This window comes from Streptomyces sp. NPDC058373 (genome assembly GCF_042723275.1).
Classification (GTDB): Bacteria; Actinomycetota; Actinomycetes; order Streptomycetales; family Streptomycetaceae; genus Streptomyces.
On record NZ_JBHXJE010000023.1, the window covers coordinates 63,574 to 78,349 of the forward strand.

General features: G+C 74.7%; 13 protein-coding genes. 3 read left to right on the plus strand and 10 right to left on the minus strand.

Features of this window, described 5'->3' with window-relative positions:
- Positions 1-7: 7 nt before the first annotated feature.
- Positions 8-439, minus strand: coding sequence for a hydrolase (locus ACFWMZ_RS15690; RefSeq protein WP_383201966.1), 432 nt, complete (start codon positions 437-439; stop codon positions 8-10).
- Positions 440-1,249: 810 nt separating this feature from the next.
- Between ACFWMZ_RS15690 and ACFWMZ_RS15695 the strand changes: the two genes are divergently transcribed.
- Positions 1,250-1,963, plus strand: a complete 714-nt coding sequence (locus ACFWMZ_RS15695) for a M23 family metallopeptidase (protein WP_383174703.1) — start codon at positions 1,250-1,252, stop codon at positions 1,961-1,963.
- Between the two features lie 57 nt (positions 1,964-2,020).
- Here ACFWMZ_RS15695 and cseC read toward each other — a convergent pair whose 3' ends face one another.
- The 6 genes from cseC to ACFWMZ_RS15725 all read right to left on the minus strand — a co-directional run bounded on the left by cseC (position 2,021) and on the right by ACFWMZ_RS15725 (position 7,808).
- A complete protein-coding gene (gene cseC / locus ACFWMZ_RS15700; protein ID WP_383201969.1) occupies positions 2,021-3,526 on the minus strand; it encodes a two-component system sensor histidine kinase CseC in 1,506 nt (501 codons plus the stop codon).
- A gap of 1 nt (position 3,527) precedes the next feature.
- On the minus strand, positions 3,528-4,247 hold the full coding sequence (gene cseB, locus ACFWMZ_RS15705) for a two-component system response regulator CseB (RefSeq protein ID WP_383174708.1): 720 nt from the start codon (positions 4,245-4,247) through the stop codon (positions 3,528-3,530).
- A gap of 133 nt (positions 4,248-4,380) precedes the next feature.
- On the minus strand, positions 4,381-5,064 hold the full coding sequence (locus ACFWMZ_RS15710; protein WP_383174711.1) for a hypothetical protein: 684 nt from the start codon (positions 5,062-5,064) through the stop codon (positions 4,381-4,383).
- Positions 5,065-5,084: 20 nt separating this feature from the next.
- Positions 5,085-5,624: a SigE family RNA polymerase sigma factor gene (locus ACFWMZ_RS15715; RefSeq protein WP_383174714.1), complete on the minus strand. Its 540-nt coding sequence runs from the start codon at positions 5,622-5,624 to the stop codon at positions 5,085-5,087.
- Between the two features lie 284 nt (positions 5,625-5,908).
- On the minus strand, positions 5,909-6,961 hold the full coding sequence (locus ACFWMZ_RS15720; RefSeq protein WP_383174717.1) for an A/G-specific adenine glycosylase: 1,053 nt from the start codon (positions 6,959-6,961) through the stop codon (positions 5,909-5,911).
- A 94-nt stretch (positions 6,962-7,055) separates the two neighbouring features.
- Positions 7,056-7,808, minus strand: a complete 753-nt coding sequence (locus tag ACFWMZ_RS15725; RefSeq protein ID WP_383201972.1) for a phosphatase PAP2 family protein — start codon at positions 7,806-7,808, stop codon at positions 7,056-7,058.
- Between the two features lie 358 nt (positions 7,809-8,166).
- On the opposite strand from ACFWMZ_RS15725, the gene ACFWMZ_RS15730 reads away from it, so the two are divergent.
- On the plus strand, positions 8,167-8,988 hold the full coding sequence (locus tag ACFWMZ_RS15730; RefSeq protein WP_383201975.1) for a hypothetical protein: 822 nt from the start codon (positions 8,167-8,169) through the stop codon (positions 8,986-8,988).
- A 94-nt stretch (positions 8,989-9,082) separates the two neighbouring features.
- Here ACFWMZ_RS15730 and disA read toward each other — a convergent pair whose 3' ends face one another.
- The 3 genes from disA to ACFWMZ_RS15745 form a co-directional block, all read right to left on the minus strand.
- Positions 9,083-10,204: a DNA integrity scanning diadenylate cyclase DisA gene (gene disA, locus ACFWMZ_RS15735; protein WP_383183708.1), complete on the minus strand. Its 1,122-nt coding sequence runs from the start codon at positions 10,202-10,204 to the stop codon at positions 9,083-9,085.
- A 170-nt stretch (positions 10,205-10,374) separates the two neighbouring features.
- Positions 10,375-11,793: a DNA repair protein RadA gene (gene radA, locus ACFWMZ_RS15740; protein WP_383183710.1), complete on the minus strand. Its 1,419-nt coding sequence runs from the start codon at positions 11,791-11,793 to the stop codon at positions 10,375-10,377.
- 84 nt (positions 11,794-11,877) lie between these two features.
- Complete coding sequence (locus ACFWMZ_RS15745) at positions 11,878-12,453, minus strand: dihydrofolate reductase family protein (RefSeq protein ID WP_383183712.1); 576 nt, start codon at positions 12,451-12,453, stop codon at positions 11,878-11,880.
- Between the two features lie 271 nt (positions 12,454-12,724).
- On the opposite strand from ACFWMZ_RS15745, the gene ACFWMZ_RS15750 reads away from it, so the two are divergent.
- Positions 12,725-14,515 (plus strand): hypothetical protein, encoded by a 1,791-nt coding sequence (locus ACFWMZ_RS15750; protein WP_383183714.1) that lies wholly within the window; start codon positions 12,725-12,727, stop codon positions 14,513-14,515.
- Positions 14,516-14,776: the final 261 nt, after the last annotated feature.

The window sequence follows — 14,776 nt, forward strand, 5'->3', positions numbered from 1 at the left end:
GGCGGCGTCATCCGGGCCTCCCGGCCCGTACCCGCTTCACCCCCACCAGCTCCCGGTAGCGCGGCCTCGCCGCGAAGTCGGCCCTGCTCCAGACGGCGGGCCTGCCCGCCTCCCGGCACAGGTGCAGGATCGCGTCCTCGGCCGCCCAGAGGCCGACATGGGCGCCGTACGCCGTGCCGTCGGGGCTGAAGAGGAGCAGGTCGAGCGGGGCGGGTTCGGGGACCCGGAGCGTGGCGGTCCGGTCGGCCCAGAGCTCGGCCGAGCGCAGCGGCGGCAGGGGGCGGCCGAAGCGGCGCAGCACCTCGTAGGCGTAGAGCTGGCAGTTCCCGCCGAGGGCCAGGTCCGGGTCGGCGGTGGCGGCGGGGGAGCCCGGGTAGCGGCTGCCCGCGTACGGGACGGTCCAGAGGTCGGCCGGGAGGCGGGCCAGAAGTCCTTCCACCCGCGCCATCCTGCCCTCCGGGGCGCCGGTGGAGTACCCGCCGGGCGGGCGGGTCCGGCCGGTGTGTCTGCGCACGTAGGCGGGGGCGGGCCGCGCCTTACCCCGGGTCGGGCCCCAGGCAGGCCCTGCCCGACGCCCTGGCCCCGTCCGGTCGGGGCCAGGGCCGCCGCGTAGGCCCTGCCCCACCCCAGCGGAGCGCGCTCAGGCCGGGCCGAGCGCCCTTGCCATCCCCAGCGGAGCCCGCCGTACGGCTTGCCGAACCCCCAGCCCGGCGGGCCGCGAGCCTTGCCGTACCCCCGAGAGCGCCCCGAGACCCTCCAGACCCCCTCCAGGAGTGGCCTGGGCCACTTCCAGGGGCCCTCATCGGGCCCTCGTCAAGGGTGAGTTGAGGGGGTCGGCGGGGTGGCCCAGGCCACTTTCGGAGGGGGTTCGGCGGCGGTGCCGGGTGACAAGCGGCACAGGCCGTTTCGGGCCTACTACGACCCATAGGAGCAATGTGGCCCGATTTGGAGGTTTACGCACGGGTTTGCCGGGCCGCGCGGATCGTTCGACGTGTGAACGGCTTCACTTCAACGGCCCGGCCGCCCTCTTTCGGGCCCGATCTGGGGCCTCACCCCCTCCCGGGGGGTGAATTGGGTGGTTTTGGGACGATGCGTTTGAACTGTCAAGGGCGTGGATTACCCCCCTCCGATATACGACATCCGGTAGTAGATGGGCCCTTTGTCCTGGGCTGGGGGGTCGGGTTACCAAGGTGAGGCACCGGCGAAACGTCGGGCTCCATCTTTTCCGGATCACGGAGGTCCACCCCGTATGTCGAAGCGCGCCACGAACCTCAACCTCGCCTCGCCCCAGCTCCGTACGCGGGTCGCCGTCCTGGCCGCCGGTGCCGGCGCCTCGGCGATGCTCGGGGTCGGGGTCGCGTCCGCCGCGACCGGTGCGGATGCCGCCCCTGGTGCCGCGGCCGGTGCGGTCGCCGCTCAGGCCGACGCGCAGTCGAAGGCCGCCCAGGCCGTCGAGAAGGCCGAGCAGTCCAAGAAGGAAGCTCCCAAGGCCAAGCCCGCCGAGAAGAAGGCGGAGAAGAAGCCGGAGAGCAAGCCCGCGAAGAAGAAGTCTTCGTGGAACGTCCCGGTCCACAACGCCTCGATCTCCGCCACCTTCGGCACCGGCGGTGACCGCTGGGCCAACAAGCACTCCGGCCAGGACTACGCGGTGCCGGTCGGCACCTCGGTCGAGGCCGCCCACGACGGCACGGTCGTCAAGGCCGGCGGCAACGGCGCCGGCGACGGCCCCGCCTACGGCAACGCCGTCGTCATCAAGCACGCCGACAAGACGTACACCCAGTACGCCCACCTGTCGCAGATCAACGTGAGCCCCGGCCAGACCGTCAAGACGGGCGAGAAGATCGCCCTCTCCGGCAACACCGGTAACTCCAGCGGTCCTCACCTGCACTTCGAGACCCGGACCAGCTCCGCCTACGGCTCCGCCATCGACCCCGCCGCGTTCCTGCGCAGCAAGGGTCTGTGATCCGGCCCTAGGGAGCGCCCCGGCGCACACGGCACCCCTGGACGGCGGTGCGGGCTCTCAGCCCGCGCCGCCGTTCGGCGTGCCACGCCACCATGGCCCGGAGCCGCGGCCGCCCCCGGCGCCCCCATCGTCCGGGAGCCGCACGATGGGGAAGCTCCCCGTGCTGGTAGGGGCGTGGTCCGGCAGCCAGAGCACGGCGACCGCGCCCTCCGGCGCGGCCCCGGGCTCGGCGCCGGGCGTGCGGACGTTGCGGAAGGTGAGCCGCGCCCCCAGCACCCTGGCCTGCCCCGCCGCGATGGTCAGCCCCAGCCCGTGGCCCCGGCCCGCCCGGTCGGCGCTACCGGTGCGGAACCGGCTCGGCCCGTCGGCCAGCAGCTCCTCGGGGAAGCCGGGCCCGTGGTCCCGTACCCGGATGACCCGGCCCTCGACGGTGACCTGGACCGGGGGGCGGCCGTGCTTGGCGGCGTTGGCCAGCAGATTGCCGAGGACCCGCTCCAGGCGTCGCGGGTCGGTCGCCACGTCCGCGTCGTAGAGGACCCGCACCTCCACGTCGGGGCCGAGCGTGCGGACCCGGCGGGTGACGAACTCGCCAAGGGCGATCTCCTGGAGCTCGGCGCGTTCGGCGGAGGTGTCCAGGCGGGACACCTCCAACACGTCCTCGACCAGCGTCCGCATGGCCTGCGCCCGGTCGCGCACCAGCTCGGTGGGGCGGCCGGGCGGCAGCAGCTCGGCGGCGGTCAGCAGGCCGGTGACGGGGGTGCGCAGCTCGTGGGCGATGTCGGCGGTGACCCGGCGCTCCGCCTCCAGCCGCTGCTTCAGGGCGTCGGCCATCGCGTCCACCGCCCGGGCCAGGTCGTCGGTCTCGTCGCGGACCACCCCGCCGATCGCCGACCGCACCCGGACGTCGGTCCGGCCCTCGGCCACCTGGCCCGCGGCGGCCGCCGCCTTCCGCAGCCGGTGGGAGAGCTGCCCGCCGATCAGCACGCCGAGCGCGCAGCCGCCCAGGACGACCGCGCCCGAGCCGATGAGCAGGGCCCGGTCGAGGTCCCGCATGATCGTCGAGCTGCGGTCGTTGAAGCGGGTGTGCACGGAGAGGACGCGGCCGTCACCGAGCGGCACAGCGCCCCAGATGTCGGGCACGCCCTCGTGGAACTCCTGGATGAAGGTGGCGCGGCGGCCCGCCTCCGCCCGCTCCCGCAGCTCGTCGGGGATGTCCGGGTCGTCGATCTTGGCGCCGAACTGGAGCCTGCCGGTCCCCGCGTAGATCCGCTGGGCGAACTGGACCCGCTCGTCCTGGAGGTCCCGGGCGTTGTCGAGCATCGAGATCCGGGCGGCGTTGTGCACGACGAGGCTGAGGGCGAGCGCGACGAGCGCCCCCACCAGGGCGATGGCCGCGCTCAGCTTCCACCGCAGCCCGGTGTGCAGGTGCCCGCGCAGCCGGTCGCGCAGCCGCGCCCACCAGCTTCCCGGGTGGGCCCCGGCGGCTGGGGACGCGCCGCCGGGGCCGGTACGGGAGGCCGCCCCGGGCCCGGCGGGGGCGGAGCGGCGGCGGAGGCCGAGCACCTCAGGCCCTCAGTTTGTAGCCGAAGCCGCGGACAGTCTCTATCCGCTCCTGGCCGATCTTGGCCCGCAGCCGCTGGACGTGCACGTCGACCACCCGGGTGTCGCCGCCCCAGCCGTAGTCCCAGACGCGTTCCAGCAGCTTGTCGCGGGAGAGGACGGTACCGGGCGCGGCCGAGAACTCCAGCAGCAGCCGCATCTCGGTCGGCGTGAGCGCGACCGGGGTCCCGGCGCGCCGCACCACCATGCCCTCGGTGTCCAGGTCGAGGTCGCCGAAGCGGAGCAGCCCGTCCGTCGCCGCGGGGCCACCGGGCGGTTCCTCCTCGGCCCGGCCGCCCCCGGCACCGGCCGCGTGGCCGAAGCGGCGCAGCACGGCGCGGATGCGGGCGACCAGGACCGAGCCGTCGAACGGCTTGGTGACGTAGTCGTCGGCGCCCGCCTCCAGGCCGAGGACCACGTCGATGGAGTCGGCCCGCGCCGAGAGCATGATCACCGGAACGGTCGACTCGTCCCGGATGCGGCGGCACAGGCTCACCCCGTCCATCCCGGGCACCATCACGTCGAGCAGGGCGATGTCCGGCCGGTCCGCGCGGAACGCCTCCAGCCCCGAGAACCCGTCGGGCATGGCGGTCACCCGGAAGCCGACCCGCTCCAGGGCGAGCTGGGTCGCCTCCCGGATCACGTCGTCGTCCTCCACGAACAGGACATGGGTGTGGTCGGCCATCGGGCGGGTCCTCTGTTCTCCAGTTCTCCGGGCTGCCGCGGGCGCGTCCGGGGCGCGGGGCTCCCGGCGGGCGGCGGCCCGGTCTGCGGGCGGTCGCGGGTCGGACGGCGCGGGTGCCGCCCCGACGATGGTGTCAGGCGCCGGGCGCGGCCCCGCTCCCGGTACCGCCGTCCCCCGCCGCCGACGGGCTCTCGCCCAGCGCCTGCGGCGGCTCGGAGGTGACCGTGTTGCTGTAGTCGTTGTGCATCCGGTACTGCTCCACGAAGGCCCCGTCCTTCCAGTGGTAGGTCACGACCTCCTCGCCCGAGGGGTACGCGACCGAGTCCCCCTTGTCGTACATCTGCCGGGTCACGACCAGGTCGCCCCGGTCGATCTCGGCGTAGACGGGGGGCGTCTCGTTCCGGAAGACGTTGACGTACCCCTGGGTGCCGGCGGCCTCCTCGGCCGCCTTCCCCTCCGGGGCCACGCGGTAGGCGTAGGCGCCGATGCCGACGGCGTCGCCGCAGGTCATCACGTTGATCACGACGTCGGAGACCTTGGCGCCGGTCAGGTCGCCGTAGCTGACGTCGACCGGGTACTCGTCGCCGACACAGGGCTTCAGGTCGCGCTTGACGCCGGGATCGACCTCGGGGTCCGCCTTGAGCAGCCTCACCGCGTCGGCCCGCTTCACCCGGGGCGTGGGGCTCGCCGCGCCGGTGGGGGAGGAGGCGACCGGCTCGCTGCGGGCCGGGCCCTCGTCGCGGGTGCCGGTGCTGGTCGCGGTGCAGGCCATGAGGGCGACGACGAGGAGGAGGGAGACCACGGCGGCGGAGACCACCGCCCCTCTGGGATTAGCCCTCAGGCCGCGCAACGCTCCTGCTCCTCACGCTCGGGCGCGCGGCTCTCCAGTTCACGGCTCTCCAGCTCCTGGCGGAGCCGGGCGAGCGCCCGGTGCAGCGTGCTCTTGACCGTGCCGGCCGACATGCCGAGGGCGGCGGCGGTCTCCTCAGTGGACATCTGCTCCCAGTGTCGCAGCACCACGACGCTGCGCTGCTTCGGAGCCAGCACCTTCAGCGCGTCCATGAGCAGGGCGCGGTCGGCGTGCTGCTCGGTGCCGTCGGCGATCGCGGGCTCGGGCAGCTCCTCGGTCGGGACCTCCTGGAGCTTGCGCGCCCGCCACCACTCCGTACGCGTGTTGATCATGACACGCCGCAGGTAGGCGTCGGCCAGCCGCTTGTCGGCTATCAGCTCCCAGCGGCGGTACGTGCGCACCAGCGCCGTCTGGAGCAGGTCCTGGGCGTCGACGGGGTCGGGGACCAGCCGGCGCGCACTGCGCAGGAGGGCGTCCTGCCGTGTGCGGACGTACTCCTCGAACTCCAGCACCTCGTTCTGCGCCATGTCCGCCTCCGCCGTGTCGCTCGCCCCGTGAATCCCCTGGTCCACCGCACACCGCCCGGGGGCGGTGGGGTGGTACGGACAGGAACCTACGGGCGCGGTGTAACGGCGTTCGGCGCGTGGGACGGCGGTGGGCGCACGGATGTACGTCGGTTGTGTAACAGCCCTCCGCACGCCCCGGGAGCGGGAGAGCGCGGAGGGCTCACGTCCGCTTTCGCCTGCCGCACGGCCGGGTGTACGGCCGCCGGAGCGGACGGGTCGGCCGGGGAGCCTCCCGGCCGCGCCCGTCAGGTCAGCGGCAGCCGGTACAGCCCGTCGGGCAGCGGCTCGACCAGGCCGTCGGCGACCAGGCCGTCCAGCGCGCGGGCCCGCTGCACGGCGTCGTCCCACTCGCGGTCGAGCACCGCCTGCGGAACCGGTGCCACCGCTTCCCGCAGTACCGCGAGGAGCTTGCCGCGGACCTGGCGGTCGGTGCCCGCGTAGCTCTGGCCGCGGCGGGCGGGCCCGTTGTGCGGGGGCTTGCCCGCGGCCTTCCAGGCGCACCGGGAGGCGAGCGGGCAGCGGGCGCAGCTCTCGTTGCGCGCGGTGCAGACCAGCGCGCCCAGCTCCATCGAGGCGGCGGCCCACCGGGCGGCCGTCTCGTCCCGCTCCGGCAGCAGCTCCCGGGCGAGGCGGCGCTCGGCCGCGGTGGTCGCGTTCGGCGGGTACTGCACGCCGGTCACCGCCCGCGCCAGCACCCGGCGCACATTGGTGTCGAGCACCGCGTGCCGCTGCCCGTACGCGAACGAGGCGACGGCCGCCGCCGTGTACTCGCCGATGCCGGGCAGGGCGAGGAGCTGTGCGTGCTCGGCCGGAACGTCCCCGCCGTGGCGTTCCGCTATGGCGACGGCCGCGCCGTGCAGGCGCAACGCGCGGCGCGGGTAGCCGAGGCGGCCCCAGGCGCGGACCGCCTCGCCGGGTGCCTCGGCGGCCAGGTCGGCGGGGCGGGGCCAGCGGGCCATCCACTGCTCGTAGACCGGCAGGACCCGGTTGACCGGAGTCTGCTGGAGCATGAACTCGCTGACCATCACGGCCCAGGCGCCCGCCTCGGGGTCGCGCCAGGGCAGGTCCCGGGCGTGCTGCTCGAACCAGGAGATGACCGGGGTGTGCAGTTCGGCCCCGGCCTGCGACTCCCCGGCCGCCGGGCGCGGCACGGTGGCGCCGGGCGCGGGCTCGGCCGCCGGCTCGGGGGACACCTGGGGGGTGCGGGCCGGCGGGGTGGTGGGGGGTGTGGCGGTGCGGACGGCTTCCGGCCGGTCGGGGGTGGGGGTGTTCGGCATGGGCTTCATCGGCGCAGTCATGGCATCTCCGATCCTGCCACGAGGACCCCGTGCGACACGCGCAGCGGTGCGGCGCCCCGCCGGGCACCGCACCGCCGTCAGGGTCCGAACCGGGTCACCTGACCTGTTCGGCCCCCGCCGAGTGCCGGGGCGCGCCCGGACCCGCCAGCCACACCACGGCCTCGGAACCCGAGTCCCGCATGGTGACCACCAGCCTGGTCAGTGGCTTGGTGCAGAGCCGGACCAGGCCCCAGGCGACGAGCCCGCCGAAGAGCAGGCCGACCGCGACGTCGTGCGGGTAGTGCACGCCGACGAAGATCCGGGAGAAGCCCATCAGGATCGCCATCGGCACGGTGAGCCGCCACAGGTGGCGCCAGGCGAGGGCCAGCCCGATGGCGGCGGCCCCGGCGATGGTGGAGTGGTTGCTGGGGAACGACCAGTCGCCGTACTGCGGGCAGGGCACCAGCGAGGCGGCGGCGTCGGCCACGGCCCGGCACGGGCGCTCCTCCTGGATGACCGACTTGAACGTCTCGCTCAGCACGTAGGCGACGCCGGTGACGAGCGGGGCGAGGACGGCCACGGCGGTCGCCTGCGGGCTGAACCGGCGCGAACGCCACCACCCCGCGATGAACAGCGCCGCGAAGACCAGCAGGCCGAGCTCCGTCCACAGCTCGGCGACGTCCTTCGTCCAGGTGGGGGTGGTGTGGGCGAAGTCGAGTATGTCCCGGTAGAGGCCGGATGTCCCTCCCAGGTCGCCCGCGGCGGCGAGGGTCTCACCGGCGGCCTCACCCGTGCTGTCGCCGGTGGGCGGGGCGGCGTGCGCCGCCGCGGCGGCGGTCGCGAGATCCGGTTCCAAGATGCTGTTCATGCCGTCCAAGCTGTCAGAGCGGTCCAGGCCGTCCTGGGCGGTTGCGGTCGTCCACGACGCGGTGCCCGGCCTGCCGGCACCGCCCCGCGCAGATGATTCTCTCGCCGTACATACGGTTAACCGACACCGGTGGTTCCGCCGTAACCCGGCCGTCTGTGCGGCGTGCGTCTCATCGGCCGCCGCCGAGCCGCGAATCTGCCCGTACGTGCTCGCTTCGTGACGCTCTGTCAGTCTGTCAGTCCCTGGCGGCCGCCCTCCGGGGCCGTTCGGGTGGGCGGTGGAATGATGATCCGGAAAAGATGTGCTCCGAGCGGCGGGTAGGGCCGGAGACGCGCCTGATCTCTCGTAAGGTTTGGGCGTGGGATCTCTGCGCAATCCGATCGGGCCGCTTCCCTCCTCCATCTACTGGCGACGGAGGGTCGTCCTGCTGTCCGTCGTGGCGGTGCTCGCCCTCCTCGTGGTGTGGCTGGTCGGGTCACTCGGCGGCGGGGAGAAGAACGGAGCCTCCGGTTCGGGCGGCCACACTCCCGCGCCCTCCATCACCCCCGGCGACGCCCCGTCCGGCCCCGCGATCAGTGAACACCCGGGCGGCCGCGACGAGTCCGGCGAGGACGGCGGCTCCGACGGCGAAGGTGGTACGGGCGGTACCGGGGGCGCGGACGGCGAGGGTGAGGGCTCCGGCGGGGGCGCACCCGGCGCCGGGGGCTCCGGGGCCGGTTCCGGTTCCGGCACGGGAGGCGGCGAGACGACCGGCGAACAGCTGCCGGCCGGGTCCACGCTGCCGAACTGCCCCGCCAGCTCGCTGGAGATGACGCTGCGCTCCACCAAGAACGCCTACGAGCCCGGCCAGAAGCCCACCCTGGTCCTGACGGCCAAGAACGTCTCCAAGGCCGACTGCAAGGTCGATCTCGGGCCCCGGGCCGCCGTCCTGACGGTCACTCCGACCGGCGAGGACAAGCCCTTCTGGTCCTCCGAGCACTGCCCGGCCGCCGCCGGGAGCCTGCTGCTGAAGCTGCCCGCCCAGGAGAGCGTCACCCACACCGTCGCCTGGGACCGCCGCCCCAGCGCCGACAAGTGCGCCACCCCGCCGCCCGGTGCCGCGAAGCCCGGCACCTACCTCGCCGAGGCCAAGGCCCCCGGCGCCTCGGCCAAGACCTCCTTCGTCCTCGCCAAGGACTGAGCGGGCGCCCGCACCCCTGACGCGAAAGCGCCGCCGCACGGACTCCGTGCGGCGGCGCTTTCGCGTGCCAGGGGGCTCGGCCAGGCGAACCGGATCAGACGTACCGCTCCAGGATCGACGACTCGGCCAGGCGGGAGAGGCCCTCGCGGACGCTGCGGGCGCGGGCCTCGCCGACGCCGTCCACCGTCTGGAGGTCGTCCACGCTGGCCGCCAGCAGCTTCTGGAGGCCGCCGAAGTGCTCCACCAGCCGGTCGATGATGGCCCCGGGCAGCCGCGGCACCTTCGCCAGCAGCCGGAACCCGCGCGGCGACACCGCCGAGTCCAGCGCCTCCGGCGAACCGGTGTAGCCGAGCGCCCGCGCCACCACGGGCAGTTCGAGCAGCTCGGTGTGGCTGAGCTTGCCCAGTTCCGTCAGCGCCTCGTCCACCGTGCGGGAACGCTTCGCCGTGGGCTCGGGAACGTAGTCCCGGACGACGAGCTCCCGCTCGGGCTCGACGCCCGCGATCAGCTCGTCCAGCTGGAGGGCGAGGAGCCGCCCGTCGGTGCCCAGCTCCACCACGTACTCGGCGATCTCAGCGGCGATCCGGCGGACCATCTCCAGCCGCTGCGAGACGGCCGTGACGTCGCGGACCGTGACCAGGTCCTCGATCTCCAGCGCCGACAGCGTGCCGGCCACCTCGTCCAGCCGCAGCTTGTACCGCTCCAGCGTGGCCAGGGCCTGGTTGGCGCGGGAGAGGATGGCCGCCGAGTCCTCCAGGACCCGGCGCTGGCCGTCCACGTAGAGCGCGATCAGCCGCATCGACTGGCTGACCGAGACCACGGGGTAGTTGACCTGCTTGGAGACCCGGTCCGCGGTGCGGTGCCGGGTGCCGGTCTCCTCGGTGTGGATGGTCGGGTCGGGGACGAACTGGACTCCTGCGCGCAGGATCTTGGTGAGGTCCTTGTCGAGGACGATGCCGCCGTCGAGCTTGCACAGCTCGCGCAGGCGGGTCGCGGAGAACTCGACGTCCAGCACGAATCCGCCGGTGCACATCGACTCGACGGTCTTGTCCCAGCCGAGCACGATGAGCCCGCCGGTGTTCCCCCGCAGAATCCGCTCCAGCCCGTCCCGCAGCTGCGTGCCTGGGGCGACGGCGCTCAGCGAGGCACGCATCAGCCCGTCGGCACCGGGCCCGCCGGACTTGCCGGGGGCCGTTGCCCGGTCATTGGCTGCCACTGCACTCCTCCGGTCGCGGGTTTGCCTCTGCCGCCCCGCCCTGGTCGCGGCCCGTCGGGCCAGGGGACCACAGCCCCCGAGGCCACTGCGCCACCGGCGCGGCCGACCAGGTCACGGCGCGTCCGGACCGTACGACGACTCCTGCCGGACCGGCGAGACCTGGCAAAAGTCTACCGGCGCTCCTCCGCCTCCTGGGGGCTTGCCGGGCTCTGGGCCCGGCGGCGGCGCGGCAGAACCCGCAACGCGTCCCCCATGTCGGCCACTTCGACCACCTTCATCCCCGGCGGCACCTTCCCCGGATCCGCCGGTACGAGAGCGTGGGTGAAGCCCAGCCGGGCCGCCTCCGCGAGCCGCCGCTGCACGCCCGTCACCCGCCGGACCTCGCCCGCCAGGCCGACCTCGCCGATCGCCACCAGGTTCTTCGGCAGCGGGGTGTCGCTCGCCGCGCTCGCCAGAGCCAGCGCCACCGCCAGGTCGGCGGCGGGCTCGGTGAGCTTCACCCCGCCGACCGTCGCCGAGTAGATGTCCCGCTTGCCCAGGGCGGTGATGCGGCCGCGCTGCTCCAGCACCGCCAGCATCATCGAGACCCGGGAGGTCTCCAGGCCCGAGGTGGTCCGGCGGGGGGAGGGGATCTGCGAGTCGACCGTGAGCGCCTGGACCTCGGCCACCAGCGGGCGGCGGCCCTCCAGTGTCACCGTCAGGCAGGTGCCCGGCACCGGCTCGGCGCGGCGGGTCAGGAAGAGGCCGCTCGGGTCGGCGAGGCCGGTGATGCCCTCGTCGTGCAGCTCGAAGCAGCCGACCTCGTCGGTCGTGCCGTACCGGTTCTTGACGCCGCGCACCAGCCGCAGCCGGGCGTGCCGGTCGCCCTCGAAGCTGAGCACCACGTCCACCAGGTGCTCCAGCAGGCGGGGGCCGGCGATGGCGCCGTCCTTGGTGACGTGGCCGACCAGGAGCGTGGACATGCCGCGCTCCTTGGACGCCCTGATCAGCGCCCCGGCCACCTCTCTGACCTGCGCCATGCCGCCGGGCGCGCCGTCGATCTCGGGGGAGGCGACGGTCTGCACGGAGTCCAGGACCAGCAGTGAGGGCTTGACCGCGTCGAGGTGGCCGAGGACGGCGGAGAGGTCGGTCTCGGCGGTGAGGTAGAGGTGGTCGCTGAGCGCGTGGATGCGGTCCGCGCGCAGCCGGACCTGGCTGGCCGACTCCTCGCCCGTCACATACAGCGTGCGGTGCTCGTCCGAGGCCGCCTTCGCCGCGACGTCCAGCAGCAGCGTGGACTTGCCGACGCCCGGCTCGCCCGCGACCAGCACGACGGCGCCGGGCACCAGTCCGCCGCCGAGCACGCGGTCCAGCTCCGGCACGCCGGTGGGGCGGGCGGTGGCCTGGCGGCCGTCGACCTGGGCGATGGGCAGGGCGGAGCTGGTCACCCGGCCCGGGGCCGTGGTGCGGACGGCGGGCGCGCCGTACTCCTCGACCGTGCCCCACGCCTGGCACTCGGGGCAGCGGCCGAGCCACTTCGCCGTCTGCCAGCCGCACTCGGTGCACCGGTAGGACGGCCGTTCCTTGGCGGATTTCGTACGGGCAGCCATGGGGCCCACCGTAGCCGCGCCCACCGACACTCCCCGCCACGCGGCTGCCGGGGCCCTTTGCGGGCGGCCCCTCGTGGACATCCCCTAACGGCACACCTGGAAGCGCAGGTGCGTCACCCCCGGCGACATCACCACCTGGAGCCGCTCCAGCTGGACGTGGACCCCCTCCAGGTTCTCGAAGAGGCGGGTGCCCGAGCCGAGGATGACCGGGGTGAGGCTGACGCACAGCTCGTCGACGAGGCCCGTGCGCAGCGCCTGCTGGACCGGGGAGGCGCCGTGCAGCACGACGTCCTTGCCGCCCGCCAGCTCCCCGGCCCGCTCCAGCGCCTCGGCGATGCCGCCGGTGACGAAGGTGAAGAGCTCGGGGGCGCCGACCTCCTCGGGTTTGGGCGGGGTGTGGGTGAGGACGACGCAGGGGGTGGTGCCGAGCGGGCCGGCGGCGGTGCCCTCGAAGGGGGCGTAGCCGTTGCGGCCCATGACTACGGCGCCGGTCCGGTGGCGCATGCCGGTGAGCAGGACGCGGTCGTCCGGCGCCATCGGCTCGTCGAGCCAGCGGTGCAGCACCTCCCCGCGCTCCCCGAGCGGGCGCTCGCGGGTGGGGCCCGGGCCCGTGACGAAGCCGTCGAGTGACATGGAGATGCCGGAGGCGATGTATCCCATGACTGCCCTGACCCGGGCCGGGCGCGGAGCTCATCGGTCCCGCCGGGACTTTCTCCGGCGAGGCCGCCGGGACCGTACGGATTCGGCCAAGTCCGGCGGGTTCGGGGGCGACCGGGTGCGCGGGGCGCGTTCGGCTGTTCCGCGAGTGAGCCGTCCGGCGGGCTGAAACCTCTTCTCCTGACCCCTTTTGAGGGATCTGTTCACCCGTAAGGATGAAAGGCGTTCAAGCTGGCGGAAGGTTCCGCCGAACGCGCCTACGGTCGTCCAGGTGATGAGCAGCAGGACCGACCGCCCCACGCACCCCGCCGGCGCATCCAGGGCGCACGGCGTCCCCGCCTCCTCGAAGGCCGCCGGGCCGGTCCCGGACGCCGTCACCACCGCCGCCGGGCAGAAGGCCGACGACGCCCACCTGGACGGCCTCTTCACCTACTGCCTCTCGATCCTCCACGACCACGACCTCGCCCGCACCGCCCTGGTCGAGGTGGTCGCCCTCGCCACCCGGCACGGCTCCCGCCCCTCCCGCGGCCCGGCCGGCCGCCGCGCCTGGCTCTACGCCCTGGCCCGCTGGGTCTGCCTCCGCGAACTGGCCGACGCCCAGGCGCGGCGGCCACCGGCGCACGCGGCGCCGCGCGCCACCGGGGCCCACGGCGAGCCCGACAAGCGGCGCGCCGCCGAACTGGCCCGGCTGGCTTGGCCGGAAGCCGCCGGCACCACCCCCGAGCAGCGCGAGGCACTGGAGCTCTCCGTACGCCACGGGCTGGCCGCCGAGGAGATCGCCGCCGTGCTCGCCCTCGACCTCGCGGCCACCCGTGCCCTGCTCGCCGCCGCCTCCTGCGAGGTCGAGCGGACCCGGGCCGCGCTCAGCGTCGTGGAGCGCGGCACCTGTCCCAGCGTCGCCCGCCTCACCGGCGACCGGCGGGTCCTGCTCAGCACGGCCCTGCGCACCGAACTGGTCCGCCACGTGGACGACTGCCCGCGCTGCCGGCGGGCCGCCGAGCGCGCCGAGGCCGCCGCACCCTGGCCGGGCACCGCCCGCCCGGTGCCGGGCCCGCTGCCGCTGGTCGCCGCCGACCGGGCCGGGCTGGCCGCCGCCTTCCCCACCGGCGCGCGGCCGCTCCGCGTGGCCCGGGCCGCCCCCCGCTTCAACCGCGAGGGCTTCCCGATGGACCCCAAGGACCGCGCCGCCCGCCGCGAGCGGCTGCGGGCCCGCGCCGTCACCACCACCCTGATCGCCACCGTGGCCGCCGCACCGGTCCTCGCCCTGTGGGCGGCCTACCGGGGCGCGCCGCTCACCGGCGAGGCACAGGGCGGCCGGGCGGTCGCGGCCGACGAGAGCGGCGGCCCGGAGGCGAGCCACAACCCGCGCGCCGACGGCCACTACGAGAACACCGGAAGCGCCCGCCCCACAGACCGCCCCGACGTCTCGGTCGAGGTCACCGCCCCCGGCCTGCCGCCGGAGGGCTCGGCCCACGGCGCCCTCGCCGTGGAGGCCCGGCACACCCGCGTCGGCACCCTCATCGTCCTCACCGCCACGGGCAGGGCCCCCGTCGACTGGTCGGCGCGAGCGGGCTCCGCCTGGCTCGGACTGAGCCGCACCTCCGGCACCCTGGCCCCTGGCGAAACGGTCACTCTCCGCGTCCTCGTCCACGCCGACCGCGAGCCCCGCGGCTACTGGGCCGCCCGCATCGCGATCGGCCCGCACGGCGCGGTGGTCACCGTCCGCGGGTACGGCGGGGGCACGCCTGGCCGCCCCGGCCCTACGCGGCCAGGCACCAACCCGCCGGTACCCAGCGAGCCGGGGCCGACGGATCCGGGGTCGCCGGGGCCGACCGATCCCGGGCCTACGGACCCTGGCCCCACCGATCCGGGCCCGACCGATCCTGACCCGACGGACCCGGGGCCTACTGATCCGGGCCCGACGGATCCCGGGCCGACCGACCCGGGGCCGACGGATCCCGGGCCGACCGACCCGGGGCCCATCCCGTCCGAGCCGGGACCGTCGGAGCCGGGACCGTCCGAGCCCGGGGGTGGGGAGTCGGGTGGGGCCAGTCCTGCGGGGTGAGTGGAACGGGGCTGAGGCGAGTCCGCCAGTGAGGGGAAGAGAGCCGGCGGCGCTGGGGCAGCGGGTACTGAGGGAGGCAGAGCGTCCGGACGGTCCGTGTAATCGATCCGCGGCGGTAGAAGGCTGAAAAATCGGTCTCGCGCGGGGCTCGGCCGCCCCTTAACCACTTGCGCGGGTGAACGGTGCCGCCTCCTTGTTTGCGCTCTTCGGCAGGTGGGGAGTCGAGCGCTGGCCAGAGAGACTGACGGAACGGGGAAAAGT

What these genes read in the sequence shown, in the direction of transcription:
- ACFWMZ_RS15695 (WP_383174703.1), top strand. Translation starts at nt 1,250, where the DNA reads ATGTCGAAGCGCGCCACGAACCTCAACCTCGCCTCGCCCCAGCTCCGT.
- cseB (WP_383174708.1), bottom strand. Translation starts at nt 4,247, where the DNA reads ATGGCCGACCACACCCATGTCCTGTTCGTGGAGGACGACGACGTGATC.
- ACFWMZ_RS15715 (WP_383174714.1), bottom strand. Translation starts at nt 5,624, where the DNA reads ATGGCGCAGAACGAGGTGCTGGAGTTCGAGGAGTACGTCCGCACACGG.
- ACFWMZ_RS15720 (WP_383174717.1), bottom strand. Translation starts at nt 6,961, where the DNA reads ATGACTGCGCCGATGAAGCCCATGCCGAACACCCCCACCCCCGACCGG.
- ACFWMZ_RS15725 (WP_383201972.1), bottom strand. Translation starts at nt 7,808, where the DNA reads ATGAACAGCATCTTGGAACCGGATCTCGCGACCGCCGCCGCGGCGGCG.
- radA (WP_383183710.1), bottom strand. Translation starts at nt 11,793, where the DNA reads ATGGCTGCCCGTACGAAATCCGCCAAGGAACGGCCGTCCTACCGGTGC.
- ACFWMZ_RS15745 (WP_383183712.1), bottom strand. Translation starts at nt 12,453, where the DNA reads ATGGGATACATCGCCTCCGGCATCTCCATGTCACTCGACGGCTTCGTC.
- ACFWMZ_RS15750 (WP_383183714.1), top strand. Translation starts at nt 12,725, where the DNA reads ATGAGCAGCAGGACCGACCGCCCCACGCACCCCGCCGGCGCATCCAGG.